Origin of the sequence: Nocardioides fonticola, from assembly GCF_039536805.1 — a bacterium.
Taxonomy (GTDB): Bacteria; Actinomycetota; Actinomycetes; order Propionibacteriales; family Nocardioidaceae; genus Nocardioides; species Nocardioides fonticola.
On the sequence record NZ_BAAAZH010000011.1, the window covers coordinates 83994 to 109351 of the forward strand.

General features: G+C 73.6%; 24 protein-coding genes and 1 pseudogene. 16 read left to right on the forward strand and 9 right to left on the reverse strand.

All coding sequences use genetic code 11. From position 1 onward, the window contains the following. Positions 1–20: 20 nt before the first annotated feature. Positions 21–1079, reverse strand: a complete 1059-nt coding sequence (locus ABD671_RS07180) for a zinc-dependent dehydrogenase (protein ID WP_344732603.1) — start codon at positions 1077–1079, stop codon at positions 21–23. 181 nt (positions 1080–1260) lie between these two features. Here ABD671_RS07180 and ABD671_RS07185 point away from each other — a divergent pair, with 181 nt between their 5' ends. Together ABD671_RS07185 and ABD671_RS07190 are read left to right on the forward strand one after the other, a co-directional pair. Continuing rightward, entirely contained in the window at positions 1261–3231 is a 1971-nt protein-coding gene (locus ABD671_RS07185) for a PTS mannitol transporter subunit IICBA (protein ID WP_344732604.1), read from the forward strand. 107 nt (positions 3232–3338) lie between these two features. Then, the gene (locus tag ABD671_RS07190) at positions 3339–4118 is read left to right on the forward strand and encodes a DeoR/GlpR family DNA-binding transcription regulator (protein WP_344732605.1); all 780 of its coding nucleotides are present in this window, start codon (positions 3339–3341) and stop codon (positions 4116–4118) included. Positions 4119–4313: 195 nt separating this feature from the next. Here ABD671_RS07190 and ABD671_RS07195 read toward each other — a convergent pair whose 3' ends face one another. Then, positions 4314–4955 (reverse strand): DUF6518 family protein, encoded by a 642-nt coding sequence (locus ABD671_RS07195; RefSeq protein ID WP_344732606.1) that lies wholly within the window; start codon positions 4953–4955, stop codon positions 4314–4316. A 197-nt stretch (positions 4956–5152) separates the two neighbouring features. On the opposite strand from ABD671_RS07195, the gene ABD671_RS07200 reads away from it, so the two are divergent. Further along, the gene (locus ABD671_RS07200) at positions 5153–5587 is read left to right on the forward strand and encodes an SRPBCC family protein (RefSeq protein ID WP_344732607.1); all 435 of its coding nucleotides are present in this window, start codon (positions 5153–5155) and stop codon (positions 5585–5587) included. Positions 5588–5590: 3 nt separating this feature from the next. On the opposite strand, the gene ABD671_RS07205 is transcribed toward ABD671_RS07200, so the two are convergent. Both ABD671_RS07205 and ABD671_RS07210 read right to left on the reverse strand, forming a co-directional pair. Then, positions 5591–5848, reverse strand: coding sequence for a hypothetical protein (locus tag ABD671_RS07205; RefSeq protein ID WP_344732608.1), 258 nt, complete (start codon positions 5846–5848; stop codon positions 5591–5593). Positions 5849–5872: 24 nt separating this feature from the next. After that, positions 5873–6640 carry an SDR family NAD(P)-dependent oxidoreductase gene (locus tag ABD671_RS07210; RefSeq protein WP_344732609.1) on the reverse strand — a complete coding sequence of 256 codons (768 nt, stop codon included), beginning with the start codon at positions 6638–6640 and terminating at the stop codon, positions 5873–5875. 134 nt (positions 6641–6774) lie between these two features. Between ABD671_RS07210 and ABD671_RS07215 the strand changes: the two genes are divergently transcribed. The 3 genes and pseudogenes from ABD671_RS07215 (at position 6775) to ABD671_RS07225 (ending at position 10211) form a co-directional block, all read left to right on the forward strand. Then, positions 6775–7200 carry a DoxX family protein gene (locus tag ABD671_RS07215; RefSeq protein WP_344732610.1) on the forward strand — a complete coding sequence of 142 codons (426 nt, stop codon included), beginning with the start codon at positions 6775–6777 and terminating at the stop codon, positions 7198–7200. A gap of 220 nt (positions 7201–7420) precedes the next feature. After that, positions 7421–8743: pseudogene (locus ABD671_RS07220) on the forward strand (NtaA/DmoA family FMN-dependent monooxygenase). Between the two features lie 118 nt (positions 8744–8861). Then, complete coding sequence (locus tag ABD671_RS07225) at positions 8862–10211, forward strand: NAD-dependent succinate-semialdehyde dehydrogenase (protein WP_344732611.1); 1350 nt, start codon at positions 8862–8864, stop codon at positions 10209–10211. On the opposite strand, the gene ABD671_RS07230 is transcribed toward ABD671_RS07225, so the two are convergent. Then, positions 10198–11127 (reverse strand): LysR family transcriptional regulator, encoded by a 930-nt coding sequence (locus ABD671_RS07230; protein ID WP_344732612.1) that lies wholly within the window; start codon positions 11125–11127, stop codon positions 10198–10200. The genes ABD671_RS07225 and ABD671_RS07230 overlap by 14 nt on opposite strands. Positions 11128–11201: 74 nt before the next feature. Here ABD671_RS07230 and ABD671_RS07235 point away from each other — a divergent pair, with 74 nt between their 5' ends. From ABD671_RS07235 to ABD671_RS07245, 3 genes are read left to right on the forward strand one after another with little or no spacing between them, the layout of a single operon-like run. Further along, positions 11202–12410, forward strand: coding sequence for a thiolase family protein (locus ABD671_RS07235; RefSeq protein WP_344732613.1), 1209 nt, complete (start codon positions 11202–11204; stop codon positions 12408–12410). Then, complete coding sequence (locus ABD671_RS07240) at positions 12410–13075, forward strand: 3-oxoacid CoA-transferase subunit A (protein WP_344732614.1); 666 nt, start codon at positions 12410–12412, stop codon at positions 13073–13075. The genes ABD671_RS07235 and ABD671_RS07240 overlap by 1 nt, the downstream gene beginning before the upstream one ends. Next, positions 13072–13734: a 3-oxoacid CoA-transferase subunit B gene (locus tag ABD671_RS07245; protein WP_425574895.1), complete on the forward strand. Its 663-nt coding sequence runs from the start codon at positions 13072–13074 to the stop codon at positions 13732–13734. The genes ABD671_RS07240 and ABD671_RS07245 overlap by 4 nt, the downstream gene beginning before the upstream one ends. Here the strand turns inward: ABD671_RS07245 and ABD671_RS07250 are convergent. Then, positions 13697–14476 carry an IclR family transcriptional regulator gene (locus ABD671_RS07250; RefSeq protein ID WP_344732615.1) on the reverse strand — a complete coding sequence of 260 codons (780 nt, stop codon included), beginning with the start codon at positions 14474–14476 and terminating at the stop codon, positions 13697–13699. The two genes, ABD671_RS07245 and ABD671_RS07250, sit on opposite strands and share 38 nt — an antisense overlap. 82 nt (positions 14477–14558) lie before the next feature. Between ABD671_RS07250 and ABD671_RS07255 the strand changes: the two genes are divergently transcribed. The 7 genes from ABD671_RS07255 (at position 14559) to ABD671_RS07285 (ending at position 20806) form a co-directional block, all read left to right on the forward strand. Next, positions 14559–15770: a 4-hydroxybenzoate 3-monooxygenase gene (locus ABD671_RS07255; RefSeq protein WP_344732616.1), complete on the forward strand. Its 1212-nt coding sequence runs from the start codon at positions 14559–14561 to the stop codon at positions 15768–15770. Beyond that, positions 15755–16567 carry a protocatechuate 3,4-dioxygenase subunit beta gene (gene pcaH, locus ABD671_RS07260; RefSeq protein ID WP_344732617.1) on the forward strand — a complete coding sequence of 271 codons (813 nt, stop codon included), beginning with the start codon at positions 15755–15757 and terminating at the stop codon, positions 16565–16567. The genes ABD671_RS07255 and pcaH overlap by 16 nt, the downstream gene beginning before the upstream one ends. Beyond that, the gene (gene pcaG / locus ABD671_RS07265) at positions 16564–17115 is read left to right on the forward strand and encodes a protocatechuate 3,4-dioxygenase subunit alpha (protein ID WP_344732618.1); all 552 of its coding nucleotides are present in this window, start codon (positions 16564–16566) and stop codon (positions 17113–17115) included. The genes pcaH and pcaG overlap by 4 nt, the downstream gene beginning before the upstream one ends. Beyond that, on the forward strand, positions 17112–18305 hold the full coding sequence (locus ABD671_RS07270; protein WP_344732619.1) for a lyase family protein: 1194 nt from the start codon (positions 17112–17114) through the stop codon (positions 18303–18305). Before pcaG ends, ABD671_RS07270 begins: the two co-directional genes overlap by 4 nt. Further along, entirely contained in the window at positions 18302–19054 is a 753-nt protein-coding gene (locus ABD671_RS07275) for an alpha/beta fold hydrolase (protein WP_344732620.1), read from the forward strand. Before ABD671_RS07270 ends, ABD671_RS07275 begins: the two co-directional genes overlap by 4 nt. Continuing rightward, positions 19051–19446: a 4-carboxymuconolactone decarboxylase gene (pcaC, locus tag ABD671_RS07280; RefSeq protein ID WP_344732621.1), complete on the forward strand. Its 396-nt coding sequence runs from the start codon at positions 19051–19053 to the stop codon at positions 19444–19446. The genes ABD671_RS07275 and pcaC overlap by 4 nt, the downstream gene beginning before the upstream one ends. Positions 19447–19885: 439 nt before the next feature. Next, complete coding sequence (locus tag ABD671_RS07285) at positions 19886–20806, forward strand: serine/threonine-protein kinase (RefSeq protein WP_344732622.1); 921 nt, start codon at positions 19886–19888, stop codon at positions 20804–20806. A 13-nt stretch (positions 20807–20819) separates the two neighbouring features. Here ABD671_RS07285 and ABD671_RS07290 read toward each other — a convergent pair whose 3' ends face one another. Genes ABD671_RS07290 through ABD671_RS07300 form a run of 3 tightly spaced genes read right to left on the reverse strand, consistent with a single transcriptional unit; the run spans position 20820 to position 25313 of the window. Continuing rightward, positions 20820–22367: an acyl-CoA synthetase gene (locus tag ABD671_RS07290; RefSeq protein WP_344732623.1), complete on the reverse strand. Its 1548-nt coding sequence runs from the start codon at positions 22365–22367 to the stop codon at positions 20820–20822. Between the two features lie 31 nt (positions 22368–22398). Then, positions 22399–23664 carry a cytochrome P450 gene (locus tag ABD671_RS07295; protein WP_344732624.1) on the reverse strand — a complete coding sequence of 422 codons (1266 nt, stop codon included), beginning with the start codon at positions 23662–23664 and terminating at the stop codon, positions 22399–22401. Next, entirely contained in the window at positions 23661–25313 is a 1653-nt protein-coding gene (locus tag ABD671_RS07300) for a PEP-utilizing enzyme (protein WP_344732625.1), read from the reverse strand. The genes ABD671_RS07295 and ABD671_RS07300 overlap by 4 nt, the downstream gene beginning before the upstream one ends. Between the last annotated feature and the right edge of the window lie 45 nt (positions 25314–25358).

A 25358-nucleotide genomic window follows, 5' to 3' on the forward strand; every position in this document is an offset into this window, starting at 1 on the left:
GTCGGCCGGCGCGGAGCGCGTCAGGGTTCGACGGTCACCTTGATCGCCTCGCCGTTCGCGACGATGTCGAAGGCCTTGGCGACCTGCTCGAGCGGGATGTGGCTGGTGATGAGGTCCTTCACCGGGACCTGACCGGTCGAGATGTACTCCAACGCGCGCTTGTTGTGCTCGGGCGCCGAGCCGTTGGCGCCGTGGATGTGCAGTTGCCGGTAGTGGACGACGTTGGAGTCGCAGGTGATCGTCGGGTCGGTCTTGGGCAACCCGCCGAAGAAGGAGATGCGGCCGTTGCGGGCCGCCATGGCGATGGCCTGCTCCTGGGTGACGTTGGCAGCCGTGGCGGTGATGACGACGTCGGCGCCGCGCCCGTCGGTGAGCTCCATGACGCGGGCGACCACGTCGACCTGCGAGGCGTCGATGATCTCGTCGGGTGCGACGGCCTCGGCCGACATCGCCAGCCGGTCGGCGTTGACGTCGACCAGGTAGACCGGCCCGGCGCGGTGGACGCCGCGGGCGATGCGGATGTGCATGCACCCGATCGGGCCGGCGCCGAAGACGACGACGGTGTCGCCCTCCTCGATGCCGAGCAGCTCCTGGGCGTTGATCGCGCAGGCGAACGGCTCGGCGGCCGACGCCTCGTCGAAGCCGACGTTGTCGGGGATGCGGTTCAGGCCGTCGACCTTGAGCACCTGGCGGGGCACGATCATGTACTCGGCGAAGCCGCCGTCGTACTGGTAGCCGATCGAGGTCTGGTTGGCGCAGACGGCCATCCAGCCCTTGCGGCACTCGTGGCAGTCGCCGCACGGGACGGCCGCGATGACCTGGGTGCGGTCGCCGACCGCCCAGCCGCCGCCGAAGAGCGCCTCGACGTCCGCCCCGATCTCGACGATCTCGCCGGCGACCTCGTGACCGAGCGTGCGTGGCGGGGTGAGGTTCTGGTGACCGTTGCCGCGGATCTTGACGTCGGTGCCGCACGTCGAGCAGTTGCGCACGCGGATCTTGATCTCGTCGGGCCCGCAGACGGGCTCGGGCACCTCCTCGAGTCGCAGGTCGCCGGGGGCGTAGAAGCGCAGGGCCTTCACGGTGGTGCCTCTCGGTTCGGGGGCTGTCGAGGAGGACCGTACCACTCAAAACCACATGTAGCCACGCCCGAATGTGACCGAATGTGCCCGAAATGGTTGCCAAGATGCCCGAATGTGGGATTCACTGGCGCCCTCACGTGATCTCGGTCATACATCCCGCACTCGTCGAAGGGACCCACCGATGGCATCCCCCACCGCTGTTCGGCCCCCGCGCTCCGGCGCCCGGGTCCAGGTGCAGAAGTTCGGCACCTTCCTGTCCTCCATGGTGATGCCGAACATCGGCGCCTTCATCGCCTGGGGGCTCATCACCGCCCTCTTCATCCAGGTCGGCTGGCTGCCCAAGCTCGGCATCGGCGACAGTCCCGACAGCTGGGTCGCCCGCATCGGCGGCTGGGACGCCGACGGCGGCGGCATCGTCGGACCGATGATCACCTACCTGCTGCCGATCCTCATCGGCTACACCGGCGGGAAGATGATCCACGGGACGCGCGGCGGCGTCGTCGGGGCGATCGCCACGATGGGCGTCGTCGCGGGCACCTCGATCCCGATGTTCATGGGCGCGATGATGATGGGCCCGCTGGGCGGCTGGACGATGAAGCGCATCGACGCCCTGTGGGCCGGTCGCATCCGACCCGGCTTCGAGATGCTGGTCGACAACTTCTCCGCCGGCATCTGGGGCGGCGTCCTGGCCACCTTCGGGTTCTTCGTGATGAGCCCGATCGTCACCTTCGTCTCCGACCGTCTCGGCGACGGCGTCGACTTCCTGGTCAGCAACGACCTGCTTCCGCTGACCTCGCTCATCATCGAGCCCGCGAAGATCCTGTTCCTCAACAACGCCATCAACCACGGCATCCTCACCCCGCTCGGCACCAACGAGGCCGCGGAGAGCGGCAAGTCCGTGCTCTTCCTGCTCGAGGCCAACCCCGGCCCGGGCCTGGGGCTGCTGCTCGCCTTCTCCGTCTTCGGTCGGGGCATGGCCAAGGCATCGGCACCCGGCGCCGCGATCATCCAGTTCCTCGGCGGCATCCACGAGGTCTACTTCCCCTACGTGCTGATGAAGCCCCGCCTCATCCTCGCCGTCATCGCCGGCGGCATGACCGGCGTGTTCGTCAACGTCGTCTTCGACGTCGGCCTGCGCGCCCCGGCCGCGCCCGGGTCGGTGTTCGCGGTCTACGCCCAGACGGCGTCCGGCAGCTATGTGGGAGTGACGCTCTCGATGCTGGCGTCGGCCGCGGTCACCTTCGCGATCGCCGGACTGCTGCTGCGCACCGACCGCAGCGAGGACGGCGACCTCGCCGCCGCCACCAGCGCGATGGAGGACCTCAAGGGCAAGGCCTCGATCGCCTCGACCCTGGTCGGTTCCGGCGCGGGCACGGGCTCGGTGTCCTCGATCGTCTTCGCCTGCGACGCGGGGATGGGCTCCTCGGCGATGGGCGCCTCGGTGCTGCGCCGCAAGCTCGCCGACGCCGGCTTCGGCGAGGTCAAGGTCGTCAACCGGGCGATCGGCTCGCTCACCGACACCGTCGACCTCGTGGTCACCCACCGCGACCTCACCGCCCGGGCCCGCGAGCGGACGCCGTCCGCGGTGCACGTCAGCGTCGAGGACTTCCTCGCCAGCCCGCGCTACGACGAGATCGTCGAGCTGGTGCGATCCAGCGCGTCGGTCCGGGTGCCGGTCGGTGCGGGCGTCGGTGCCGGGGTCGGTGCCGGGGGGAGTGCCGGCGGTGCCGACCACCTGCTGGGTCTCGGCTGCGTCGTCCTCGACGGCACGGCGCGGACCCGTGACGACGCGATCGTCGAGGCCGGACGCCTCCTGGTCGCCGCCGGCGTCGCCGGGGACGGGTACGTCGCCTCGATGCTCGAGCGCGAGCAGTCGGTGTCGACGGCCATGGGCCGCGGCCTCGCCATCCCGCACGGCACCGAGGCCGGCAAGGGGGCCATCCTGCGCAGCGGCATCTCCTTCGTGCGCTACACCGACCCGATCTCGTGGAACGGCAAGGAGGTCGAGTTCGTCGTCGGCGTCGCCGGTCAGGGGAACGAGCACCTGGCGATGCTGGGTCGCATCGGCCAGGTGTTCCTCGACGAGGATGCGGTGGCCCGGCTCCGCGCGGCCACCACACCCGAGCAGGTGCGCGACGTCCTGACCGTGTGACGCCGTAGGCCCGGCGTCGGTCAGGTCGGGGCCGCCCGTCCCATCCCAGGGGGACGGGCGGCCCGATCCTCGACCGCACCGAGCGCGTGCACCACAATGGCGGCACGATGACCGAGCCCGCCCTGCCCGTCGATTCCGAGACCCGCCAATCGCGCATCCTCGCCATCGCCCGCGTCGAGGGCCGGGCGGACGTCGCCGCGCTCGCCGAGCAGTTCGGCGTCGCCACCGAGACGATCCGCCGCGACCTGAAGGTCCTCGCGGAGCGGCGGCTCGTCAAGCGCGTGCACGGCGGGGCGATCCCCCTGGAGAGCGCCGCGTTCGAATCCGACTTCGGCTTCCGTAGCCAGGTCGACCTGTTGCAGAAGCAGCGCATCGCCCATCACGCCGTCGGCCTGCTGCACGGTGCCGAGACGGTGTTCCTCGACGAGGGCTTCACGCCCCGGCTGGTCGCCGAACTGCTCGCCGACCGCACCCTCACCGTCGTCACCGCCTCGTTGCTGGTGGCCCAGGCGCTGGCCGAGAGCAGCACCGTCACGGTGTTCCTGCTCGGCGGGAAGCTGCGGGGCCGCACCCTGGCCACCGTCGACAGCTGGGCGTTGCGGCAGCTCGCCGAGCTGCGCATCGACCTGGCCTTCATGGGCACCAACGGCATCACCGCGACCGACGGGCTCACGACCCCCGACCCGGCGGTCGCCGCGGTCAAGCGCCTGGCGGTCGAGCGGTCGCGTCGCAGCGTCCTGATGGCCACCGACGCCAAGTTCGGCGTCACGACCTTCATCCGCTTCGCCGAGGTCGCCGACTTCGAGACGATCGTGACCGGCACCGAGCTCGCCGAGAGCGATGCCGCCCGCTACACGGCGCTCGGCACGCGGGTCGTCCGGGTCTGAGCGGTCCCCACCCACCCCTCCGGTGCGCGCCCCGGGTGTCCGGGACGGGACGCCGGGGAAGGGTGCGGCCATGGACACGCGACGCGACCTCCGCCGCATCCCGGGCTGGGTGCTCGGCTGGATGCTGGGCATCACCGTGCTGCTCGTCGTCTCGGTGGTGGCCACCGTGCTCGCGCTGGCCCGCGACTGAGGGCCTCAGCCGAGCAGCCGCAGCCCGAGGCTGAGCGCCGCGGCAATGCCCGCCGCGGTGGCCAGCATGAGCAGGCGGGAGCGCGCGCCCACGATGCGCGCGGCCGTCGCCACCAGCAGCGCCGCCGCGCCGGCGAGGCAGCACCACCACCACACCGGGCTCGTCGTCGCGGCCAGCACCGTCAACCCGCGGACGCCGTCCGCCGCGAGCAGGCCGGCGATCGCACCCGCGCCGAGTCCCCGCCGCAGCGGAGCGGGCTCGACGAGCGCGGCGGCCGCGGCGCCGACCATCGGCCCGGCCAGCACCCCGAGGACGCCCCACAGCGTGGGGTCGTAGCTCAGCCCCCGCGCAGCCGCGGCCAGCGTGTAGCCGAGCAGCAGGGCCAGGAACGCGGCGACGCCGAGTGCGGCGCCGGCCCGCGGGCCGGGCCGAACGGCGGCCACGGCCGCCACGACCACGATCGTCCAGCCGGAGATCGAGTTGGCCAGCGGGCCGATGGAGTCGGGCAGCACGCCCTGCGCCCAGGAGGTGAGGGCCCCGGCGATCAGACCCGTGCCCACGACGACGAGGAAGGCGCGGATCACGCCGGTACGGGTCGTGGCGGCGAGGGTCGGCGGGGTCGATCGGGGCGCGGTGGTCGACGGCATGCCGCCATCGTCCGCGCCGGGGGACGGGTCGGAACAGGTGTGCGCGCCGGATCGGCACTGGGTCGGGAGGATCGGTACCTGAGGAGGAGACGCGTTCCAGACCGTGAGCGGGGCTGCGCCGTCCCCGTGTTCCTGCCACGCTCGACCCGTCGTCCCCCCGTCGGTCCCGCACCACCACCGCACCACCAGGAGCCCCCATGTCGAAGCGCGCCCAGGCCACCGCCCGCACCACCCTCCCGATCAGCGTCGAGCAGGCGTGGGCGGCACTCTCGCAGCACGAGGCCATGGCCACGTGGGGTCCGGGCATGAGCGTGACCGTCGACGACGCGAAGGCCGAGACGCCCGGCGGGGTCGGCGCGGTGCGCCGCATCAGCGCCCCCGGCCCGGCACCCGCGATCGTCGAGGAGATCACCACCTTCGACGCCCCGCACGTGCTCGGTTACCGCGGCCTGGCCGGCATCCCGTTCCGCGACTACCGCGGCGAGGTGCATCTCACCCCGCAGGGCTCGGGCGTCGCCGTCGAGTGGACGCTCTCGGCGCAGGCGCGGGTGCCATTCGTCGAGCAGGGTGCCCTCGCGCTCGTCGCGCGCACGCTGCTCTCGCTCTACTCGCGGGCGGCTCGCAAGGGCTGAGCCCTACCAGCTGATCGTCCACCCCTCGCCGGTCGGCGCATCGTCGGGGGCCCGCTCCTTCGTCGTCGCCGCGGCGATGCGCTCGGCGGCGGCCGGATCGACGTCCGCCGGCAGCCGGTCGGTGAGGATCGCGAACAGGACGCCGTCGTCGGTGCGCACGCCGTCGAGGCGTCCGTCCGCCACGAGATCGCGGACGACGGACTCCTCCCACCCGCTGGCGCGGGCGAACGCCTCCAGCGGCAGATGCGGGCGGACGGCCATGGGCCGAGTGTGCCGCGACGCGGGTCAGCCCGCCAGGTGCCCGTGGTCGACGAGCTGGATGCTCCCGTGGACGGCGGCCGCGTCGTCCGAGGCGAGGAAGCAGACCACGGCGGCCACGCTGTCGGCGGTCATGAAGCCGCGCTTGGCCGAGATGCGCATGATCAGCTCCCAGTCGGCGCCCTCGGGGATGTCGATGTTGTGCACCTGCGGGGTGTCCATGCCGCCCGGGCACACGCAGTTCACGCGCAGCGGCGTCGTCAGGTACTCCACGGCCAGCGCCTTGGTGAGCCCGACCAGCCCGTGCTTGGCGGCGGTGTAGGCGGCGGAGTAGGCCTCGCCGTGGATGCCGGCGACCGAGGAGACGTTGACGATGTTGCCGGCCGCCTCCAGCAGATGCGGGATCGCGGCCTGGCTGGTGAAGAACGCGCCCGAGAGGTTCACGGCGAGGTCGTGGTGCCACTGCTCGTCGGTGACCTCGGTGGTGATGCGGAAGTCGTGGCGTCCGGCGTTGTTGACCAGCACGTCGAGCCGCCCGAAGGCCGCGACGGCGTCGGCCACCGCGGCCCGGCAGGACGACGCGTCGCCGACGTCGAGGACGCCGTACCGCACCGTGCCCGGCAGGTCGGCGCAGGACGCCGCCACCTCCGCCAGTCGCTCCTGGTCGCGCGAGGCCGCATAGACCGAACCGCCGCCGGCCGCGAAGCGCCGAACGCAGGCGGCGCCCAGGCCGGAGGAGGCGCCGGTGACGAGGATCGAGCGGCCGGTGAAGGGCAGCGTGGGGAGCGTGGTCATGGGGCCTCCGGGGGCGACGGCGGTGTCGGGAGCGGCGCCAGCTTGGCAGGTGGTCGAGTCCGGGGGGAGGGGTTCGTTGACGTCGTCCCACCGGAGCGACAGGCTCCGACCACCGTCCACCCCCGAGGAGACCTATGAGCACCTTCTTCGAACTCGTGCAGTTCATCGGCCGCGTCATGTTCGTGTTCCTGCTGATCGGCTCGGCCATCGGCCACCTCACGCAGACCGAGGCCATGGCGGGCTACGCCGCATCGCGCGGGGTCAGCCCCGCCAAGCCGCTCGTGCAGATCAGCGGCGTCGCCCTACTCGCCGGCGGGCTCTCGGTGCTGCTCGGCATCTTCGGCGACATCGGTTCGCTCGGCCTGGCGATCCTGCTGATCATCACCGCCGTCCAGATGCACGCCTTCTGGAAGGAGACCGACCCGATGGCCAAGCAGATGGAGATGGTGGCCTTCAACAAGGACATCGCGCTGGCCGGCGCCGCCCTCTTCCTGTGGGTCTACTTCCACTACGACGCTGTGCCGTGGGTGCTCACCGACGCGCTCTTCAGCGCCTACTGAGCCGACCACCGGTTGGTGAAGGAGCCCCCGCGACGCCCGAGCCGTCGCGGGGGCTCCGCCTTTCCTGATTCCAGGCTGAGCCGAGATCCGCCCGACACGACGGCGAAACAGCGGTGCGCGAGCCTCGTCGCAGCCGGAAGGGATCAGCCGAGGAGGCGTGCGGATGCGGGAGTCGGAGCCGTTGGTGATGGCGGCGTTCTCCTACCTCGGCGCCAACGGCATGGTCGGCGCCTCGTGGTTCGAGCCCGACGACGGCTCGGCCGACTTCCTCAGCCTCGACCACTGGATCCCGATGGCGCGGATGCTGGATGCGGCCGGTTTCGACTTCCTCTTCCTCGCCGACAGCTATGGCTGGCCCGCCGTCGACGGGCAACCGCACCCGGCCACGGTGAGCGAGGGACGCGCGGTGCCGCAGGCCGACCCCATCACCCTCGTCTCGGCGCTCGCCGCGGCCACCGAGCAGCTCGGCTTCGTCGTCACCTGCTCGACCACCGTCGAGCGCCCCGCCGCCCTGGCGCGGCGGTTGGCGACACTCGACCACTTCTGCGGCGGCCGGCTCGGCTGGAACATCGTCACCGGCGCCAACGGCGCCACCGCCGCCGAGCTGATGGGCGAGCCGCTCATCGCCCACGATCTGCGCTACGACATGGCCGAGGACTACCTCGAGCTGTGCCTGGGGCTGTGAAAGTCGACGTGGCGCACCGACGCCTGGGTGCGCGACGCCGCGCGGCGGGTCTTCGCCGAGCCGGACGGCGTCCGCTCGATCACCCACGAGGGGCCGTACTTCCGCAGCCACGGGCTGCTGAACGTGCCACCGTCGCCCCAGCGCACGCCGCTGCTGGTGCAGGCGGGTTCGTCGGGGCGCGGTCTGGCGTTCGCCGGCCGCAACGCCGAGGCCGTCTTCGTCGCCGGCGGCGACCCGGCGGTGGTCGCGCAGCGCGTCGCGGGCATCCGGACGGCGGCCCGCGAGGCCGGCCGCGACCCGAATGGCATCACCGTGCTCGCCGGCGTCATGCTGCTGACCGCGCCCACGGCGCAGGAGGCGCACGCCCGGCATGCGCGCATGCTCGAACGCTCCACGCTCGAGGGTGCGGCCGCGGTGTTCGCCGGCAACACCGGTGTCGACCTGCTGCGCTTCCCGCTCGACCGGCCGCTGCCCACCGACCTCACCACCGAGCTCGGCCTGAGCAACCTCCAGCGCTACCTCGGCACACCCGAGGCGCCGGGGCCCACGGTCGCCGAGATCCTCGAGGACTTCCGCGTCACCGGCATCAACGGCTCGGTGTTCGTCGGCGACCCCGAGCAGGTGGTCGACCAGGCCGTCGCCTTCGCCGAGGCCACCGATGTCGACGGCTTCCTCCTCCAGCCGAACCTCGTGCCCGGCACCTTCGAGGACGTCGCCGAGCTGGTGCTGCCGGTGCTGCGCGAGCGGGGTCTGGCCCGGCACTCGCCGCGCGGCACGCTGCGCGAGAAGCTCCAGGGCCCGGGCCGCCGGTGGCTGGCCGAGGACCATCACGGCGCCGCGCGGCGCTGGACTCCGTGACGGGGTGAGGCCGGGGGCTGCCGCCGCCCGGATATATCTGGTTCCATAGGTTTCAGAGCGCGTCGTCGGTCTCCCGGGCCGACGCGACCTGCGCCCCCGAGACGAAGGGAACGACCCCATGACGCTGTACGCCGTCCGTGATCCCCGTACCGGTGAGGTGGTCGCCGACTACCCCACCGCCACCGACGCCGAGATCGCCGCGGCGATCGGCGCGGCCGACGCGGCGTACCGCAGCTGGGGTCGCACCACGACGCCGGCGCAGCGGGCGGCGCTGGTGCGCCGGGTCGGCGAGCTGCACCTGGAGCGCATCGACGAGCTGGCACGCCTGGTCGTGCAGGAGATGGGCAAGCCGGAGTCCGAGGCGCGCGAGGAGATCGAGTTCGCCGCCGCCATCTACGAGTACTACGCCGACAATGCCGAGACGTTCCTCGCCGACGAGCCCGTGACGCTGCTCGCAGGATCGGGCGAGGCGGTCATCCGGCGCAGCCCGGTCGGCGTCCTGCTCGGGATCATGCCGTGGAACTTCCCCTGCTACCAGGTCGCCCGGTTCGCCGGACCCAACCTGACGGCCGGCAACACGATCCTGCTCAAGCACGCACCGCAGTGCCCCTCCTCGGCCGCGGCGATGGCGGCGATCTTCGCCGACGCCGGCTTCCCCGAGGGCGCCTACGTCAACCTCTACGCCACCAACGAGCAGGTCGCCACGATCATCGCCGACCCGCGCGTGCAGGGCGTCTCGCTCACCGGCTCCGAGCGGGCCGGCGCCGCCGTCGCCGAGATCGCGGGCCGCAACCTGAAGAAGGTCGTGCTCGAGCTCGGCGGCTCCGACCCCTTCGTGGTGCTCGGCTCCGACGACCTCGACGCCACCGTGCAGGCCGCCGTCGACGCCCGCTTCTACAACACCGGCCAGGTGTGCAACGCCGGCAAGCGGTTCATCGTCATCGACAGCCTCTACGACGACTTCGTCGCGCGCTTCGAGGAGCGCATCCGCGAGGCCGGCATCGACAGCCCGCTCTCCTCGACCGCGGCCGCCGACCGGCTCGCCGAGCAGCTCGACCGGGCGGTGGCCGCCGGCGCCGAGCTGCGCGCGACCGGCGAGCGGGACGGCGCGTTCTTCCCCGCCGGGCTGCTCACCGGCGTCGACGTCGAGAACCCCGTCTACCGCGAGGAGCTCTTCGGCCCGGTCGCCATGGTGGTCAAGGTCGGCTCGGAGGAGGAGGCGGTGGCCACCGCCAACGACACCCCCTACGGCCTCGGCTCCTACGTCTTCACCCCGGACGCCGAGCAGGCGCTGCGCGTGGCCGACCAGCTCGACGCCGGCATGGTCTTCGTCAACGGCGTCAACGCCGACGGCGTGGAACTGCCCTTCGGCGGCGTGAAGCGCTCCGGCTTCGGCCGCGAGCTCGGTCGCTACGGCATCGAGGAGTTCGTCAACAAGAAGCTCATCCGCGTCATCACCGCGGACTGACCCCGGAGCCGGCTCGAGCGCGGTGGCCGCGATCGGCACGCACGATCGCGGCCACCGCCTCGGCCGCCCGCAGCAGGTGGGGCTCGGTGCGATCGTGCACGTAGGCCAGGGCCAGCTCGACCGTTCCGGCGCCGCGCAGCGGCAGGTACCGGACGCCGTCCAGTCCCAGCGCCTGCACGGGCTCGGGGACGACGGCGACGCCGAGACCGCCTGCCACCAGGGTCACGAGCGTCGAGGTCTCGGCGACCTCGTGGCGCACGCGCGGCTCGAAGCCGGCGCCGCGGCACAGGCCGACGACCCGGTCGTACATGACCGCGGCGCGGCTGCCGGCGTGCACGATGAGGTCGACGTCGCGCAGGTCGCGCACGCCCACCCGGCTGCGGGTCGCGAGGCGATGCTCGGCAGGCACCGCGAGCACGAGCTTGTCCTGCCGCAGTGCGGTGACGGCGAGGGACGGCGTGCGCACCGGCGTCCGCAACAGGGCGAGGTCGACCTCGCCGGCCACCAGCGCATCGACCTGGTCGGGCACGAGCATCTCGCCGCGGAAGGAGACCTCGACGCCCGGCAGCTCGGCCGCGAGCCCGCGGGCCAACCGCGGCAGCAGGCTGTAGGTCACCGAGCCCACGCAGCCCAGCGTCAGCCGGCCCAGACGGCCGGCCGCGACCAGGCGCACCTCGTCGGCCGCCTCGGCGGTCTCCCTCAGGATCGCCCGCGCGCGCGGAAGGTACGCGGCGCCCGCGGTCGTCAGGTCGACCCGTCGGGTGGTGCGGGTGAAGAGCGGGACGCCGAGTTCGCGCTCGAGGGCGCGGATCTGCTGGGACAGCGGTGGCTGCGCCATGTGCAGCCGTTCGGCGGCGCGACCGAAGTGCCGTTCCTCGGCCACGGCGACGAACGCCTCGAGGCGCCGCAGATCCATTGATACGCCCAGCCTCTCAATCAGTGCGAAATCGGTCCTTCAGCGTATCGCCGATGAGGCGTAGCGTCGGCAGCGTGACCGAGTCGTACCTCTACGCCGCCGCCCGCACTCCGTTCGGCCGCTTCAACGGCGCCCTCGCCGGCGTCCGGCCCGACGACCTCGCCGCCACCGCGTTGTCGGGCGTGCTCGCCCGGGTGCCGGGCCTCGACCCGGCCGCGATCGACGAGGTGGTGTGGGGTGCGGCCAACCAGGCGGGCGAGGACAACCGCAACCTCGGCCGGATGGCGGTGCTGCTCGCCGACCTGCCGGTCACCGTGCCCGCCACGACCGTCAACCGGCTCTGCGGCTCCTCCCTCGACGCCGCCATCACGGCCTCGCGCATGATCGCCAGCGGCGACGCCGACGTGGTGGTCGCCGGCGGAGCGGAGTCGATGACCCGGGCTCCCTGGGTGCTGCCCAAGCCGGCCCGCGGTTTCCCGGCCGGCGACGTCACCGCGGTCTCGACCGCCCTGGGCTGGCGCCTGATCAACCCGCGCATGCCCGTCGAGTGGACGGCGTCCCTCGGCGAGTGCAACGAGCAGATCGCCGCGAGCACCGGCATCTCGCGCGAACGCCAGGACGCCTTCGCCGCCCGCTCCCACCGCCTCGCCGACCAGGCCTGGCGCGACGGCTTCTACGACGACCTCGTCGTCGCGGTGCCCGACGTCGACCTCGCTCGGGACGAGGGCATCCGCGCCGACACCACGCCGGAGACGCTGGCCGGGCTCAAGCCGTCCTTCCGGCGCGACGGCACCGGCACGATCACCGCCGGCAACGCCTCGCCGCTCAGCGACGGCGCCTCGGCGCTCGTGCTGGGCAGCGCCTCGGCCGCCGACCGCCTGGGCGCCCAGCCGCTCGCCCGCATCGCCGGCCGTGGCGCCTCGGCCCTCGAGCCGCACCTCTTCGGGCTGGCCCCGATCGAGGCGGCCGCCGCCGCGCTGCGGCGGGCGGGCATCGGCTGGAGCCAGGTCGGCGCCGTCGAGCTCAACGAGGCCTTCGCCGTCCAGTCCCTCGCCTGCCTCGACGCCTGGCTGGCCGAGGGCCTGCGCGACGCGGAGCTGGTCAACGCCCGCGGCGGCGCGATCGCGCTCGGCCACCCGCTCGGCGCCTCGGGCGCACGCATCCTCGCCACGCTCGCCGCCCGCTTGCGCGAGACGGGCGAGCGCTGGGGCCTCGCCGCGATCTGCATCGGCGTCGGCCAGGGCCTGGCCGTCGTCCTGGAGAACGAGAGCGCGGTCGCCTGATGGGCCGCGCGATCGTCTGCGAGAGCACCGACGCCGCCGTCGCCGGCATCGAGGACGGCGCCACCGTGCTCATCGGCGGCTTCGGCATGGCCGGCATGCCGGTGCCCCTCATCGACGCCCTCATCCGCCAGGGCGCCACCGACCTCACCGTCGTCTCCAACAACGCGGGCAACGGCGATACCGGGCTGGCCGCGCTGCTGGCCGCCGGGCGGGTGCGCAAGGTGATCTGCTCCTTCCCGCGGCAGTCCGACTCGTGGGTCTTCGACGGTCTCTACCGCGAGGGCCGCATCGAGCTGGAGGTCGTGCCGCAGGGCACGCTCGCCGAGCGGATGCGCGCGGCGGGTGCCGGCATCGGCGCCTTCTACTGCCCCACCGGGGTGGGCACGCCGCTGGCCGAGGGCAAGGAGGTGCGCGAGATCGAGGGTCGTCTGCACGTGCTCGAGCTGCCGCTGCGCGGCGACGTCGCCCTCATCGGCGCCCATCGAGCCGACCGGCTCGGCAACCTCGTGTACCGCAAGACCGCCCGCAACTTCGGCCCGGTGATGGCCACCGCCGCGACCACGGTGATCGCGCAGGTCGCCGAGGTCGTCGAGATCGGCGGCCTCGACCCCGAGGCCGTCATCACCCCCAGCATCTACGTCGACCGGATCGTGGAGGTCCCGTGAGCATCGCGCCCCATCCCGACGGCGTCCCGCAGCGCACGCCCGAGCCGCTCGACAAGCACGCGATGGCCGCGCTGGTTGCCCGCGACATCCCGCACGGCGCGGTGGTCAACCTCGGCATCGGGCAGCCCACGCTCATCGCCGACCACCTCCCCGAGGACGCCGGTGTCGTGCTGCACACCGAGAACGGCATGCTCAACATGGGCCCGGCCGCGCACGGCGAGGAGATCGACCCCGACCTCACCAACGCCGGCAAGATCCCGGTCACCGAGCTGCCGGGCGCGGCCTACTTCCACCACGCCGACTCCTTCGCGATGATGCGCGGCGGCCACCTCGACGTCTGCGTCATGGGCGCCTTCCAGGTCTCGGTGCACGGCGACCTCGCGAACTGGCACACCGGCGCTCCCGACGCGATCCCGGCCGTCGGCGGGGCGATGGACCTCGCCATCGGCGCCCGCCAGGTCTTCGTGATGATGACGCTCTTCGCGAAGGACGGCAGCCCCAAGCTCGTCCCCTCGTGCGCCTACCCGCTCACAGGACTGGCCTGTGTCGACCGGGTCTACACCGAGCTCGGCGTCTTCGACCTCGGCCCGGACGGCGCAGTGCTGCGCGAGACCTTCGGTGTCAGCGCCGAGGAGCTGCTGGCCCGCCTGGGTGCCTGAGACGTCGTCCGATGCCGGCCGCGGCCACCTCCAGGGCCGCGACGAGTCGCACGCGGTCGCGGCGCAGCGAGGGGACGACGACGCCGAGCGCCGCGACGACCTCGCCCTCGCCGCCCGCACGGATCGGGACGGCGGCCGAGCACGCGCCGAGGGTCATCTCCTCGGCGGTGGTCGCATAGCCGTCGCGGCGCACCCGCGCGAGCTGGCCGGTGAGCACCCGTGGCTGGGTGATCGTGTGCGGGGTGAGGCGGCGCAGGTCGCCGAGCACGGCGGCCACGACGTCGTCCGGTGCGTGCGCGAGCAGCACCTTGCCGACGCCGGTGGCGTGCAGCGGCAGCCGGGTGCCGACCCGGCTCACCACCGGCACCGACGCGCGCCCGGCGAGCCGGTCGAGGTAGAGCACCTCGGCGCCCTCGCGCACCGCCAGGTGCACGGTCGCGCGAGTGGCTGCGTGCAGGTCGTGCAGGTAGGGCGAGGCGGTCTCGCGCAGGTCGCTCTCGACCGGTGCGAGCAGGCCGAGGTCCCAGATGCGGCGACCGACGACGTAGCGACCGTCGGGACGCCGTGCGAGCGCCCCGTCGGCGACCAGCTGCCGCGCGATGCGCAGCGCGGTCGAGGTCGGCAGGCCCGTGCGCTCGGCCAGCTCGGCGAGCGCGAGGCTGCGATGCCGCTCGTCGAAGGCCCCGAGGATCTCGAAGGCGCGGGCCACGAGCGAGGCCCCCGGCGCGGAGCGTCCGGCCATCGCTGCACTCTCCCTCGGTCGATGCCACTGAGTGGAAGTCTAGCCTCGACCGTGTGACCGCGGTCTCCCTAGCGTGCGGTCCATGTCCGAGACTCCCCGACCGAGCAGCGCGCCCACGACGGAGCGCACGACCGTCGCGATCGTCGGCGGCGGCCCCGCCGGCCTGATGCTCTCCCACCTGCTCCACCTCGCCGGCATCGCCACCGTGGTGCTCGACAACCGCGAGGTCGCCACCATCGAGACCACCCACCGGGCCGGCATCCTCGAGCGCGACAGCGTGCGCCTGCTCGTCGACTCCGGCGCCTCCGACCGCGTGCTCACCGAGGGCCACGAGCACCAGGGCATCGCCGTGCGCTTCGGCGGCGCGAGCCACCGCATCGACTTCCAGGAGCTGGTCGGCGCCTCGTGCTGGCTCTACCCGCAGACCGAGGTCTTCATCGATCTCCACCGCGCCCGCACCCGCGACGGCGGCGACCTGCGCTACGGCATCAGCGACACCGCCGTCCACGACGTCGCTGGCGACGGCCCCGCCGTGGTCGCCTTCACCGACGCGGACGGCGTCCCGCGGCGTCTCGAGGCCGAGATCGTCGTCGGCGCCGACGGTTCCCGCTCGATCTGCCGCGACCTCGTGCCCGACCGGCGGCAGTTCTTCCGCGAGTACCCCTTCGCCTGGTTCGGCATCCTGGCCGAGACCCCACCCAGTGCGCCCGAGCTGATCTACGCCCGCTCCGAGCACGGATTCGCCCTCGTGAGCCAGCGCACCGAGACCGTGCAGCGGCTCTACTTCCAGTGCGACCCGACCGAGGACCCCGAGGCCTGGAGCGAGGAGCGCATCTGGGAGCGGCTCCAGGGCTGCCTCGCCGGCGACGACGGGTTCACCCTCCACGAGGGCCCGATCATCCAGCGTTCCGTGCTGCCGTTCCGCAGCTTCGTGCAGACCCCCATGCGCCACGGGCGTCTGGTGCTCGCCGGCGATGCCGCCCACACCGTGCCGCCCACCGGCGCGAAGGGCCTCAACCTCGCGCTCGCCGACGTCCGGGTGCTCGCCGAGCAGCTCGAGCTCGCGCTGCTCAAGGACGACGACGGCGCCCTCGACGCCTACACCGACCGGGCCCTGGCCCGGGTCTGGAAGGCCCAGCACTTCTCCTACTGGATGACCACGATGCTGCACCGGGTCGAGGGGTCGACGCCCTTCGACGAGCAGCGTCAGCTGGGCGAACTCGCCACCCTCGTCGGCTCCCGGGCCGGCTCGACCTACCTCGCGGAGGGATACACCGGATGGCCGCAGCAGTGAACGCCCCAGTGCCGGCAGCAGGGAACGCCCCGGGCGAGTCGTCCTCGACCCAGGCCGAGATCGACGTCGAGATCGCGGCCGCCGCGAAGGACTACGCCGAGCGCGGCGTCGAGGAGACCCAGCCGCGGCGCGACTATCCGCCCTACCGCAGCTCGCTGCTGCGCCACCCGACCAAGGACCCCGTGCAGGCCGACCCCGAGGGTGCGGAGCTGTGGGCACCCGCGTTCGGGCAGCGCGACGTCGACCCGCTCGAGGCCGATCTGACGATCCAGCGCGGCGGCGAGCCCATCGGCGAGCGGATGGTCGTCACCGGCCGGGTGCTCGACGGCGACGGCCGCCCGGTGCGCGGCCAGCTCGTCGAGATCTGGCAGGCCAACGCCGGCGGCCGCTACGTGCACCAGCGCGACCAGCACCCCGCCCCGCTCGACCCGCACTTCACCGGCATGGGCCGCTGCCTGACCGACGACGAGGGCCGCTACCGGTTCACCACCATCAAGCCGGGCCCGTACCCGTGGCGCAACCACCGCAGCGCCTGGCGGCCCGCGCACATCCACTTCTCGCTGTTCGGCACCGACTTCACCCAGCGGCTGGTGACCCAGATGTACTTCCCGGGCGACCCGCTCTTCGCCCTCGACCCGATCTACCAGTCGATCCTCGACCCCGCCGCCCGCGCGCGGCTGGTGGCCGCCTACGACCACGACCTCACCCAGCCGGAGTGGGCCACCGGCTACCGCTGGGACATCGTGCTCACCGGCGCGCACCGCACCCCGCTCGACGACCCGGAGGACCCCGCATGACGCTCACGCCCACCCCGGGCCAGACCGTGGGCCCGTTCTTCCACTACGCGCTGCCCTTCGATGGCGACCGCGACCTGGTGCCGCCCGGCTCGCCCGGGTCGATCCGGCTGCACGGCCGGGTGCTCGACGGCGCCGGTGTCCCGGTGCCCGACGCGCTCGTGGAGATCCGGCAGGCCGGGCCGGACGGCGTCGTCCCCACCGTGGCGGGCTCGCTGCGCCGCGACGGGTTCACCTTCACCGGCTGGGGCCGGGCCTCGACCGACCGCGAGGGCCGCTACGGGTTCTCGACGCTCGTGCCGGGCCCGGTCGACGGCGGTGCCGCGTTCTTCTCGGTCTGCGTGTTCGCCCGCGGCCTGCTGCATCGGCTCTTCACCCGCGCCTACGTGCCCGGGGACGACGCCGCGTTGGCCGCCGATCCGCTGCTGGCCTCGCTGCCGGCCGCGCGTCGTGCCACGCTGATCGCCGTGGCCGACGACGGGCTGCGCTTCGACGTCCACCTCCAGGGAGACCACGAGACCGTGTTCCTCGACCACGACGGGCCCGCGTGACCTCGCTGCTGCGACCCGGCGCGCACCGCGCCGCGGGGGTCGCCGACGACGAGGCGATCCTGGCCTCGATGCTGCGCGTCGAGGCCGCCTGGTCGCAGGCGGCGGTCGAGGCCGGGGTCTTCCCGGCCGACGCCCTCCTGGCGCCGATCGAGCTCACCGCGGCCGACCGCGAGGCGCTCGCCCGCGACGCCGAGGCCGGCGGCAACCCGGTCATCCCGCTCGTGGCGCTGCTGCGCGACCGCCAGCGCGGCGAGGCCGCGCGGTGGCTGCACCGCGGCCTGACCAGTCAGGACGTCGTCGACACCGCGCTGATGCTGTGCGCGGCCCGCGCACGGGCCCGGGTGCTCACGGCGATCGGCCGGCAGGTCGAGGTGCTCGTCGGGCTCGTCGAGCGCCATCGCGCCTGCCCGGCGCTGGCCCGCACGCTCACCCAGCCCGCCGTCCCGACCGTGCTCGGCCTGCGGTTCGCGGGCTGGCTGCACGGCCTCCTGGACGCCGCCGACGACCTCGCCGCACTGCGCCTGCCGGCCCAGTTCGGCGGCGCCGCGGGCACCGGCGCCGCCCTCACCGAGCTGGCGGGAGACCCCACGACCGCGCTCGCCGTCACCGATCGGGCCGCGCGCCTGCTCGACCTCGACCCGGCCCGCCCGTGGCACACCACGCGGCGTCCGATCACCCGGATCGGCGACGCGCTGGTCGCCTGCACCGACGCCTTCGGGCACGTCGCCGGCGACGTGCTGCTCGGCAGCCGGGCCGAGATCGGCGAGCTGGCCGAGGTTGTCGGCGGCGGCTCCTCGACCATGCCCGGCAAGGCCAACCCGGTGCTCGCCACGCTGGTGCGGGCCGCAGCGCTGGCGGCCCCGGCCGCGGCGGCGACGCTGCATGCGGCCGCGGCCGACGCCGTCGACGAGCGGACGCCGGGCGGCTGGCACGCCGAGTGGCCCGCCCTAGCCGACCTGCTGACGCGCACGGTCGTGGCCGCCGACCAGACCGCCGACCTGCTCGCCGGTCTCGTGGTGCACCCCGAGCGAGCCGCCGCGCACCTCGCCGCCGCCGACGGCGTCCGCGCCGAGCAGGCCGCGATGGCCGCGCTGTGCGGCGCCGCGCCGGCCGAGGAGTACCTCGGCACCGCCGCCTTCCAGATCGACGCGGCGCTCGCCCGCGCCGCCGCCTTCGAGGTGGCCCGATGAGGCCCGTGCTCGTGCTCGGGCCCTCGCTCGGCACCTCCGCCGCCGCCCTGTGGGGTCCGGTCGCGCGCCTGCTCGACGACGAGGTCGAGGTCGTCGGGTTCGACCTGCCCGGCCACGGATCCTCGACCTGGACCGCGCCCGCCGACCTCACGATGGCCGACCTGGCCGCCCACGTGCTCGACCTGCTCGACGAGCGCGGCGTCACGACCTTCCACTACGCCGGCGACTCGGTCGGCGGCGCGATCGGGCTGCAGCTCCTGCTCGACGCACCGCAGCGCGTGCGCACCGCCACACTGTGCTGCACAGGCGCGCGCATCGGCACCACCGACTCGTGGGCCGAGCGGGCCGCCCAGGTGCGCGCCTCGGGCACGCCGTCCCTCGTCGCGGCCTCGGCCTCGCGATGGTTCGCGCCCGGCTTCCTCGAGCGCGAGCCGGACGCCGGCGGCGCGCTGCTGCGGGTGCTCTCCGACGCCGCCGACGACGGTTACGCGGCGGTCTGCCACGCCCTCGGCGCCTTCGACGTGCGCGACCGTCTCGGCGAGATCGCCGCCCCCGTGCTGGCCGTCGCCGGCGCGCACGACGTCGCCACGCCGCCGTCCTCGCTGGCCGAGATCGCCGACGGCGTGCGCGACGGCCGGCTCGTCGTCCTCGACGACGTCGCGCACCTCGCGCCGATCGAGGCGCCCGATCGTGTCGCCGAGCTGCTGCGCGAGCAGCTGGCCCGCCATGGAGAAGGAGAGAGCGCATGAGCGACGACCGTTACGAGGCCGGCATGCGGGTGCGGCGCGAGGTGCTGGGCGACGCCCACGTCGACCGCGCCACCGCGGCCGCCACCGACCTGACCCGCGACTTCCAGCGCTTCATCACCGAGACGGCCTGGGGTTCGGTGTGGACCCGCCCCGGGCTCGACCGCCGCAGCCGCTCGATGATCACGCTCACCGCCCTCATCGCGCGCGGCCACCACGAGGAGTTCGCGATGCACGTGCGCGCCGCGCTGCGCAACGGCCTCACCCCGGCCGAGATCGGCGAGGTGATCCTCCAGTCGGCGATCTACTGCGGCGTCCCCGACGCCAACACCGCCTTCCGGATCGCCCAGCAGGTACTGGCCGAGGAGGCCGACGGGTCTGCCGGCGGCGCGTGATCGGCGCGTGATCGGCGCGTGATCGGCGGCGTGATCGACGCCGCCGACCGATGCTGACGAACCGCTGACGGACGGCGCCTGCCGGAGGTTTACTGGAGGTCGAAGGGTTCGGCGCGGTTCCGCCGCTGGCGGTGCCGCCGGGGCTGTTGACACCTCCCCCGGACTGCTTCCTCCCCTCGGCCGCGCGGGCTCCGCGCCCGGCGGCCGAGGGGGCAGACCCTGCCTGGGGGTGAAGCCCGGCGGTTTCGGCGTCGGTGCGCGGGTGCACAACCTCCGCAGCGCCTCTCGGGCGGACCGATCGCATCCCGCGTCGGTTTCGGGCGTGCACGCCTCACGTTGGGAAACCCCATGAAGATCCTGCTGTTCATCATCCTCGTGCTCGTCGTCGTCTACCTGGCCCAGCTGGTGCTGCGCCGCCGCTGAGCGACCTGCGACGTCGATGACGCTCCTGCAGCGCCGACGCCGACCTGCGGCGGTCTCCGCAGGTCGGCTCGTCGGCGACCGGTACCGCCTGGTCGACCTCGTCGGTCGCGGCGGGATGGCCGAGGTGTGGTCGGCCGACGACCTCCTGCGCGATCGGCGGGTGGCGGTGAAGATCGCCGCCCTGTCCATCGCCGAGGTGCCCGAGTCCCGGGCCCGTTTCGCCGAGGAGGTCGCGGTGCACGCGCCGCTGCGGCACCCGCATCTGGTCGCGTTGCTCGATCGCGGCGACACCGAGGCCGAGCTGCCCTGGTTCGTCCTGGAACTGGTCGAGGGCGCGCACCTCGCCGCCCACCTCGCCCGAGGTGCCCTGCCCGCGGCGGCCGTCGCGCACGTCGGTGCCGGTGTCGCGGCCGGGCTCGACCACCTGCACCGGAGCGGGTGGGTGCATCTGGACGTGAAGCCGGCGAACCTGCTGATCTCCGGCACCGGCGAGGTCAAGGTCGCCGATCTCGGCATCGCCCGCCGCGCCGGGCAGGTCGATGCCCTGGCAGCCTCGGGCTGCACCCTCGGCACCGCCGCCTATCTCGCCCCCGAGCAGGTCACCGGCGCCCCGCTCGGTGGTGCTGCCGACGTCTACGCCCTCGGTCTCGTGCTGCTGGAGGCGCTCACCGGCGAGCGCGCCTACCGGGGCGCCGCCCGCGAGGTCGCGCACGCCCGGCTCGCCCGAGGACCGCTCCTGCCGGTCTCGCTCGGGCCGGCCTGGACCGGACTGCTCGCGGCCATGACCGCGCTCGACCCGTCCGCGCGACCCGCGGCCGCCGAGGTCGCGCGACGGCTGCGCGACCTCGCCCGCTGGGACGGCGTCCCGGCCGGCGCGGCCGCACCCGCGCCCGATCCGACGGTCCGCCTGGATCTCCAGCCGCTCCCGGCGGCCTGACCGGCCCGTCGGCTCAGGCGGTGACCGGCGCGGCGATACGGGCCTTGACCAGCTTGCCGGTGGGCGTGCGCGGCAGGGTGTCGACGAAGGTGACGCCGCGCGGCACCTTGTAGCCGGCCAGATGCGCCCGCACGTGCGTGGTGATCTGCTCGGCCAGCGCGGCCCGGGCCTCCTCGTCGGCCGGCGCGTGGCCGGGCGACGGCACGATCCAGGCGTGCACCGACTCGCCCATCTCCTCGTCGGGGACGCCGGTGACCGCGACGTCGTCGACCGCCGGGTGCAGGGCCAGGCAGTTCTCGATCTCCTGCGGGTAGATGTTCACGCCGCCGGAGATGATGAGGAACGACTGGCGGTCGGCGAGGTAGAGGTAGCCCTCCTCGTCGACGCGGCCGAGGTCGCCGGTGGTGGTCCAGGTCGGGTGGTCGGGGTGCTGCGCCGAGCGGGTCTTCTCGGGGTCGCCGTGGTAGGTGAAGGGCAGCTCGTCGCGCTCGAAGTACACCGTGCCGACGGTGCCGACCGGCACCTCCGCGCCGTTGCCGTCGCAGATGCGGATGCGCCCGATGACCGCGCGGCCGACCGACCCCTCGTGGGCCAGCCATTCCGGCGCGGAGATGAGGGTGAGGCCGTTGGCCTCGGTGGAGGCGTAGTACTCGGTGATCACCGGGCCCCACCACTCGATCATGCGGTGCTTGACCTGCGGCGGGCAGGGGGCGGCGGCGTGGATCGCCATCCGCATGCTCGAGACGTCGTAGCGTGCGCGGACGTCGTCCTCGAGCTTGAGCAGGCGCACGAACATCGTCGGCACCCACTGGCTGTGGGTGATGCGGTGGGTCTCGATCGCTTCGAGGGCGGCCTCGGCCTCGAAGCGCTGCATCACCACGACCGTGCCGCCGAGGGCCTGCACGGCGGCGGCGGTGCGCAGCGGGGCGGCGTGGTAGAGCGGCGCGGGGGAGAGGTAGACGGTGTCCTCGCCCATGCCCCAGGCCGCCTTGGCCAGGTGGATGAGCGACTCGGCGTGCTCCTCGACCTGCGCGGTCGGCAGCGGCGGCTTGATGCCCTTGGGGCGGCCGGTCGTGCCGGAGCTGTAGAGCATGTCGGCGCCGCGCGGGCGGTCGGGCAGCGGCGTGGCCTCTGCCTCGTCGCGGAAGGTCTCGTAGCGCAGGTGGCCGGGCACGTCGGCTCCGAACGCCAGCCGGATCTGCACCGACGGCGTCAGCGGCACGAGCTCGGTGGCGATCTCGGCGAGCCGGCCGGCCACCACGAGCACCTTGGCGCCGCAGTCGCCGACGATGTAGGCGATCTCGGACGCCGTCAGGTGCCGGTTGACCGCCGTGATGTAGAGCCCCGAGCGCATCGCGGCCCAGTAGACCTCGAACGCGCGCAGGTCGTTGGTGGTGAGCAGCGCGACGACGTCGCCGCGGCGCAGGCCCGCCTCGAACCAGGCACGGGCGAGCCGGTTCGCGCGGTCCTCGAGGTCGCCGTAGGTGAGCACGTCGTCGGTGCCGGCGATGCGGGCGGCGATGCGGTCGGGGGCGGTGGCGGCGGTGGTTCCGGGGTACATGGGGATCCTCGGGTCGGGGGAAACGGACGGGTCAGCGGAGGGTGACGCGGATCGGCAGCCTCTTCACGCCGCGCACCCAGCTGCTCTGGAGGCGCTGGACGTCGCCGGCGATCTCGACGCGGGCCACGCGCGCGACGAACTCGCTCATCACCGCGGCGAGCTCGACCCGGGCGAGCGAGGACCCCATGCAGGAGTGGGATCCGACGCCGAAGGCCAGGTGCTGGTAGGCGTTCTCGCGGTCGAGGCGGAACGCGTGGGGGTCGTCGAAGACGGCCTCGTCGCGGTTGGCCGAGCAGTAGAACATCGCGACCCGATCGCCGGCGCGGATGAGCTGGCCGCCCACCTCGACGTCGGTGACCGCGGTGCGGGCCATGTAGGTGAGCGGGCTGGCCCAGCGGATGATCTCGTCGACTGCGCCGGCCATGCGGGACTCGGGGTCCTCGGCGAGCCAGTCGAGCTGATCGGGGTGGTGGGCGAAGGCCTCGATGCCGAGGGTGGTGGTGTTGCGGGTGCTCTCGTTGCCGGCGACGAGCAGCAGCAGCACGAAGCCGGTGAGCTCGTCGTCGTCCAGTCGCTCCTCGGCCGGGAGGTTCGCCAGTTGGGAGAGCAGGTCGTCGGCCGGGTTCGCCCGCTTCGCCTCGGAGAGCTCCAGTGCCAGGCGCGCGACCTCCATCACCGCGGCGCCCGCCGCCTCACGGGAGCCGCCGGACTCGGGGTCGTTCATGCCGACGATGGCGTTCGACCACTCCAGCACCTTGCCGCGGTACTCCTCGGGGACGCCGAGGAGCGTGCAGATGGCGCTGATGGGCACGTGGATCGCGAGCCGGTCGACCACGTCGAACTCCCGCTCGCCGCTGAGCGCCTGCGTGACGATGTCGGCGGCCAGCGTGCGGAACGCGGCCTCGAAGGTGCGCACGGTGCGCGGGGTGAACCCCTTGCTGACCCGCCCGCGCTGCTGCTTGTGGTCGGGCTCGTCGAGCATGATGAAGTTGCCGCGCTGGACCTTCAGGCCCTCCTTCACCCGCTGCGCGTCGAGCCGCACGCCGTTGGCGTTGGAGGAGAAGGAGTCGGTGTCGAGGGAGACCTGGCGGATGAACTCCTGGGTGCTGATCACCCAGGCCTCGTCGACGAGCGCGGGGTCGGGGATGCGCTGGCGGAAGACCGGCGCCTCGCGGCGCAGCCGCGCGAACTGCTCGAAGGGCACGTCGTCGGCGTAGACGGCGTTGCTGACGACGTCGATGTCGGCGAGGCCGAGGGATGCGCCGGCCGTGCCGCCGGCGGCGGGGGTGAGGGTCATGCGGAGGCTCCTCGCTCGATGATGCGGACGACGCCCGCGGTGCCGTCGACCTCGACGAGGTCGCCGTCCTGCAGGTCGCGCACGGCGGTCTTGGTGTTGACCACGGCCGGGATCCCGAGCTCGCGGGCGACGATCGTGGCGTGGGACAGCGGGCCGCCGGTGTCGGTGACGACGGCGGCCGCCGCCAGGAACAGCGGGGTCCAAGCGGTGTCGGTGGTGGCGGCGACGAGCACCTCGTCGTCCTCGAAGGCGTCGTCGACGTCGCGCATCACGCGCACCCGGCCGCGCACGACGCCCTGCGAACCGGCGAGGCCGACGAGCTCGGTGATGCCGGCGGCGGCCTCCTCGTGGGCGACCGTGAGCTCGTGCATCGACCACTCGGCCGGGGTGATGAGCAGGGCTGCCTCGATCTCGGCGCGACGCCGCGCGATCAGCTCGCCGGGCACGGGGCCGCCGTCGGCGACGGCCAGCAGCTCCTCGATCGAGAGGGCGAGCGCCTCCTCGCGGGTGAGCTGCTCGGCCAGGCCGGCGAACGCGGCGTCGAGGTAGAGCCGCAGGTCGTGGCAGACGCGGATGATGTTGTCCTTGGTGTTCTCCGCGCGGTGGATCGCCTTGCGGGCGTTGCGCACCAGGAACCCGGCGACGCCGCCGGGCACCTCGCCCGGCGTGCGGGCCCGCTCGGTGCCCGCACCGGCGGCGAGGATGCGGCGCAGCAGGGAGAGGACGGCGTCCGGCTGGGTGCCCCAGACCGGCCAGGCGGGGTCGAACTCGTTGACGCCGCGGTGGCCGTAGGTGGCGAGGAACGCCTCGAGCTCGGTGCGCAGCGCGACGATGTCGGGGTCGGTGGCGGCGCCGAGCTCGGCCCAGTCGGCGCCCTCGAGCACCGCGCTGCGGGCTGCGGGCGCGGCGGCCGCGGCGATGGCGCTGAGCTCCTTGCTGGGCTTGGCGCTCTCGATGTCGGGGATGTCGCTGATGAGCGCGAGCGCCTGGTCGTCGCTCAGGCCCCGCTTGGTGAGGGCGCCCATCGCCAGCGACACCGCCGACGCGGTCAGCGCGCGGGCCGTGACGTGGCTGCCGAAGAGCGCGGAGTAGAGGTCGAGTTCGCCGCGGGCCGCGTCGAGGGCCTGGCGGGGGGTGGGGCCGGAGGCCAGGAGGGCGGTGCGGGCGGCGGCGGCCTCGGCGGCCAGGCGGGTCTCCCGCTTCACCCGGCGGTCGATGCTCGCCATGGTGCGCAGTCCGGCGCCCGTGCACCGCAGGGTGGTCGTCAGCGGCACCTTCTCCTTCGGGTGCCCGGGCAGCCCGCTGGCGACGGCGTCGCCGAAGTACTGCTTGTCGAGGTCGTCGGCCGAGGAGCCCGGCGCCCGCTCGGCGACGGTGCGGAAGACCGAGAGGTTGAGGTGGAGCCGCCCGGCCATCCGGCCGCAGGCCCGGTAGCCGCCGGGCAGCGGCTCGATGGCGGCGAAGTCGTCGGCCATGCAGCGCATGAAGCCGCGCTCGAGCGCCGGTCCGAGCAGCGTCCACGACAGCGGGCTGAGCAGTTCGGGGAACACCTCGCCGGCGTTCGCGCGGGTGTAGAGGTCGTCGCCCACGAAGGGGGTGTCGAACTCGATCACGGTGCCGGCGACCGGCGTATCGGGGGTCGTGGTCATGGGCGGGTCCTTCGCGGGCAGGGGGTGGGGCGGTGTCCGTCGCCG

What these genes read in the sequence shown, in the direction of transcription:
- ABD671_RS07190 (WP_344732605.1), top strand. Translation starts at nt 3,339, where the DNA reads ATGACCGAGCCCGCCCTGCCCGTCGATTCCGAGACCCGCCAATCGCGC.
- ABD671_RS07285 (WP_344732622.1), top strand. Translation starts at nt 19,886, where the DNA reads ATGACGCTCCTGCAGCGCCGACGCCGACCTGCGGCGGTCTCCGCAGGT.
- ABD671_RS07290 (WP_344732623.1), bottom strand. Translation starts at nt 22,367, where the DNA reads ATGTACCCCGGAACCACCGCCGCCACCGCCCCCGACCGCATCGCCGCC.
- ABD671_RS07250 (WP_344732615.1), bottom strand. Translation starts at nt 14,476, where the DNA reads ATGGCCGGACGCTCCGCGCCGGGGGCCTCGCTCGTGGCCCGCGCCTTC.
- ABD671_RS07230 (WP_344732612.1), bottom strand. Translation starts at nt 11,127, where the DNA reads ATGGATCTGCGGCGCCTCGAGGCGTTCGTCGCCGTGGCCGAGGAACGG.
- ABD671_RS07295 (WP_344732624.1), bottom strand. Translation starts at nt 23,664, where the DNA reads ATGACCCTCACCCCCGCCGCCGGCGGCACGGCCGGCGCATCCCTCGGC.
- pcaH (WP_344732617.1), top strand. Translation starts at nt 15,755, where the DNA reads ATGGCCGCAGCAGTGAACGCCCCAGTGCCGGCAGCAGGGAACGCCCCG.
- ABD671_RS07195 (WP_344732606.1), bottom strand. Translation starts at nt 4,955, where the DNA reads ATGCCGTCGACCACCGCGCCCCGATCGACCCCGCCGACCCTCGCCGCC.
- ABD671_RS07205 (WP_344732608.1), bottom strand. Translation starts at nt 5,848, where the DNA reads ATGGCCGTCCGCCCGCATCTGCCGCTGGAGGCGTTCGCCCGCGCCAGC.
- ABD671_RS07255 (WP_344732616.1), top strand. Translation starts at nt 14,559, where the DNA reads ATGTCCGAGACTCCCCGACCGAGCAGCGCGCCCACGACGGAGCGCACG.
- pcaG (WP_344732618.1), top strand. Translation starts at nt 16,564, where the DNA reads ATGACGCTCACGCCCACCCCGGGCCAGACCGTGGGCCCGTTCTTCCAC.
- ABD671_RS07240 (WP_344732614.1), top strand. Translation starts at nt 12,410, where the DNA reads ATGGGCCGCGCGATCGTCTGCGAGAGCACCGACGCCGCCGTCGCCGGC.
- ABD671_RS07210 (WP_344732609.1), bottom strand. Translation starts at nt 6,640, where the DNA reads ATGACCACGCTCCCCACGCTGCCCTTCACCGGCCGCTCGATCCTCGTC.
- ABD671_RS07215 (WP_344732610.1), top strand. Translation starts at nt 6,775, where the DNA reads ATGAGCACCTTCTTCGAACTCGTGCAGTTCATCGGCCGCGTCATGTTC.
- ABD671_RS07225 (WP_344732611.1), top strand. Translation starts at nt 8,862, where the DNA reads ATGACGCTGTACGCCGTCCGTGATCCCCGTACCGGTGAGGTGGTCGCC.
- ABD671_RS07275 (WP_344732620.1), top strand. Translation starts at nt 18,302, where the DNA reads ATGAGGCCCGTGCTCGTGCTCGGGCCCTCGCTCGGCACCTCCGCCGCC.
- ABD671_RS07185 (WP_344732604.1), top strand. Translation starts at nt 1,261, where the DNA reads ATGGCATCCCCCACCGCTGTTCGGCCCCCGCGCTCCGGCGCCCGGGTC.
- ABD671_RS07200 (WP_344732607.1), top strand. Translation starts at nt 5,153, where the DNA reads ATGTCGAAGCGCGCCCAGGCCACCGCCCGCACCACCCTCCCGATCAGC.
- pcaC (WP_344732621.1), top strand. Translation starts at nt 19,051, where the DNA reads ATGAGCGACGACCGTTACGAGGCCGGCATGCGGGTGCGGCGCGAGGTG.
- ABD671_RS07300 (WP_344732625.1), bottom strand. Translation starts at nt 25,313, where the DNA reads ATGACCACGACCCCCGATACGCCGGTCGCCGGCACCGTGATCGAGTTC.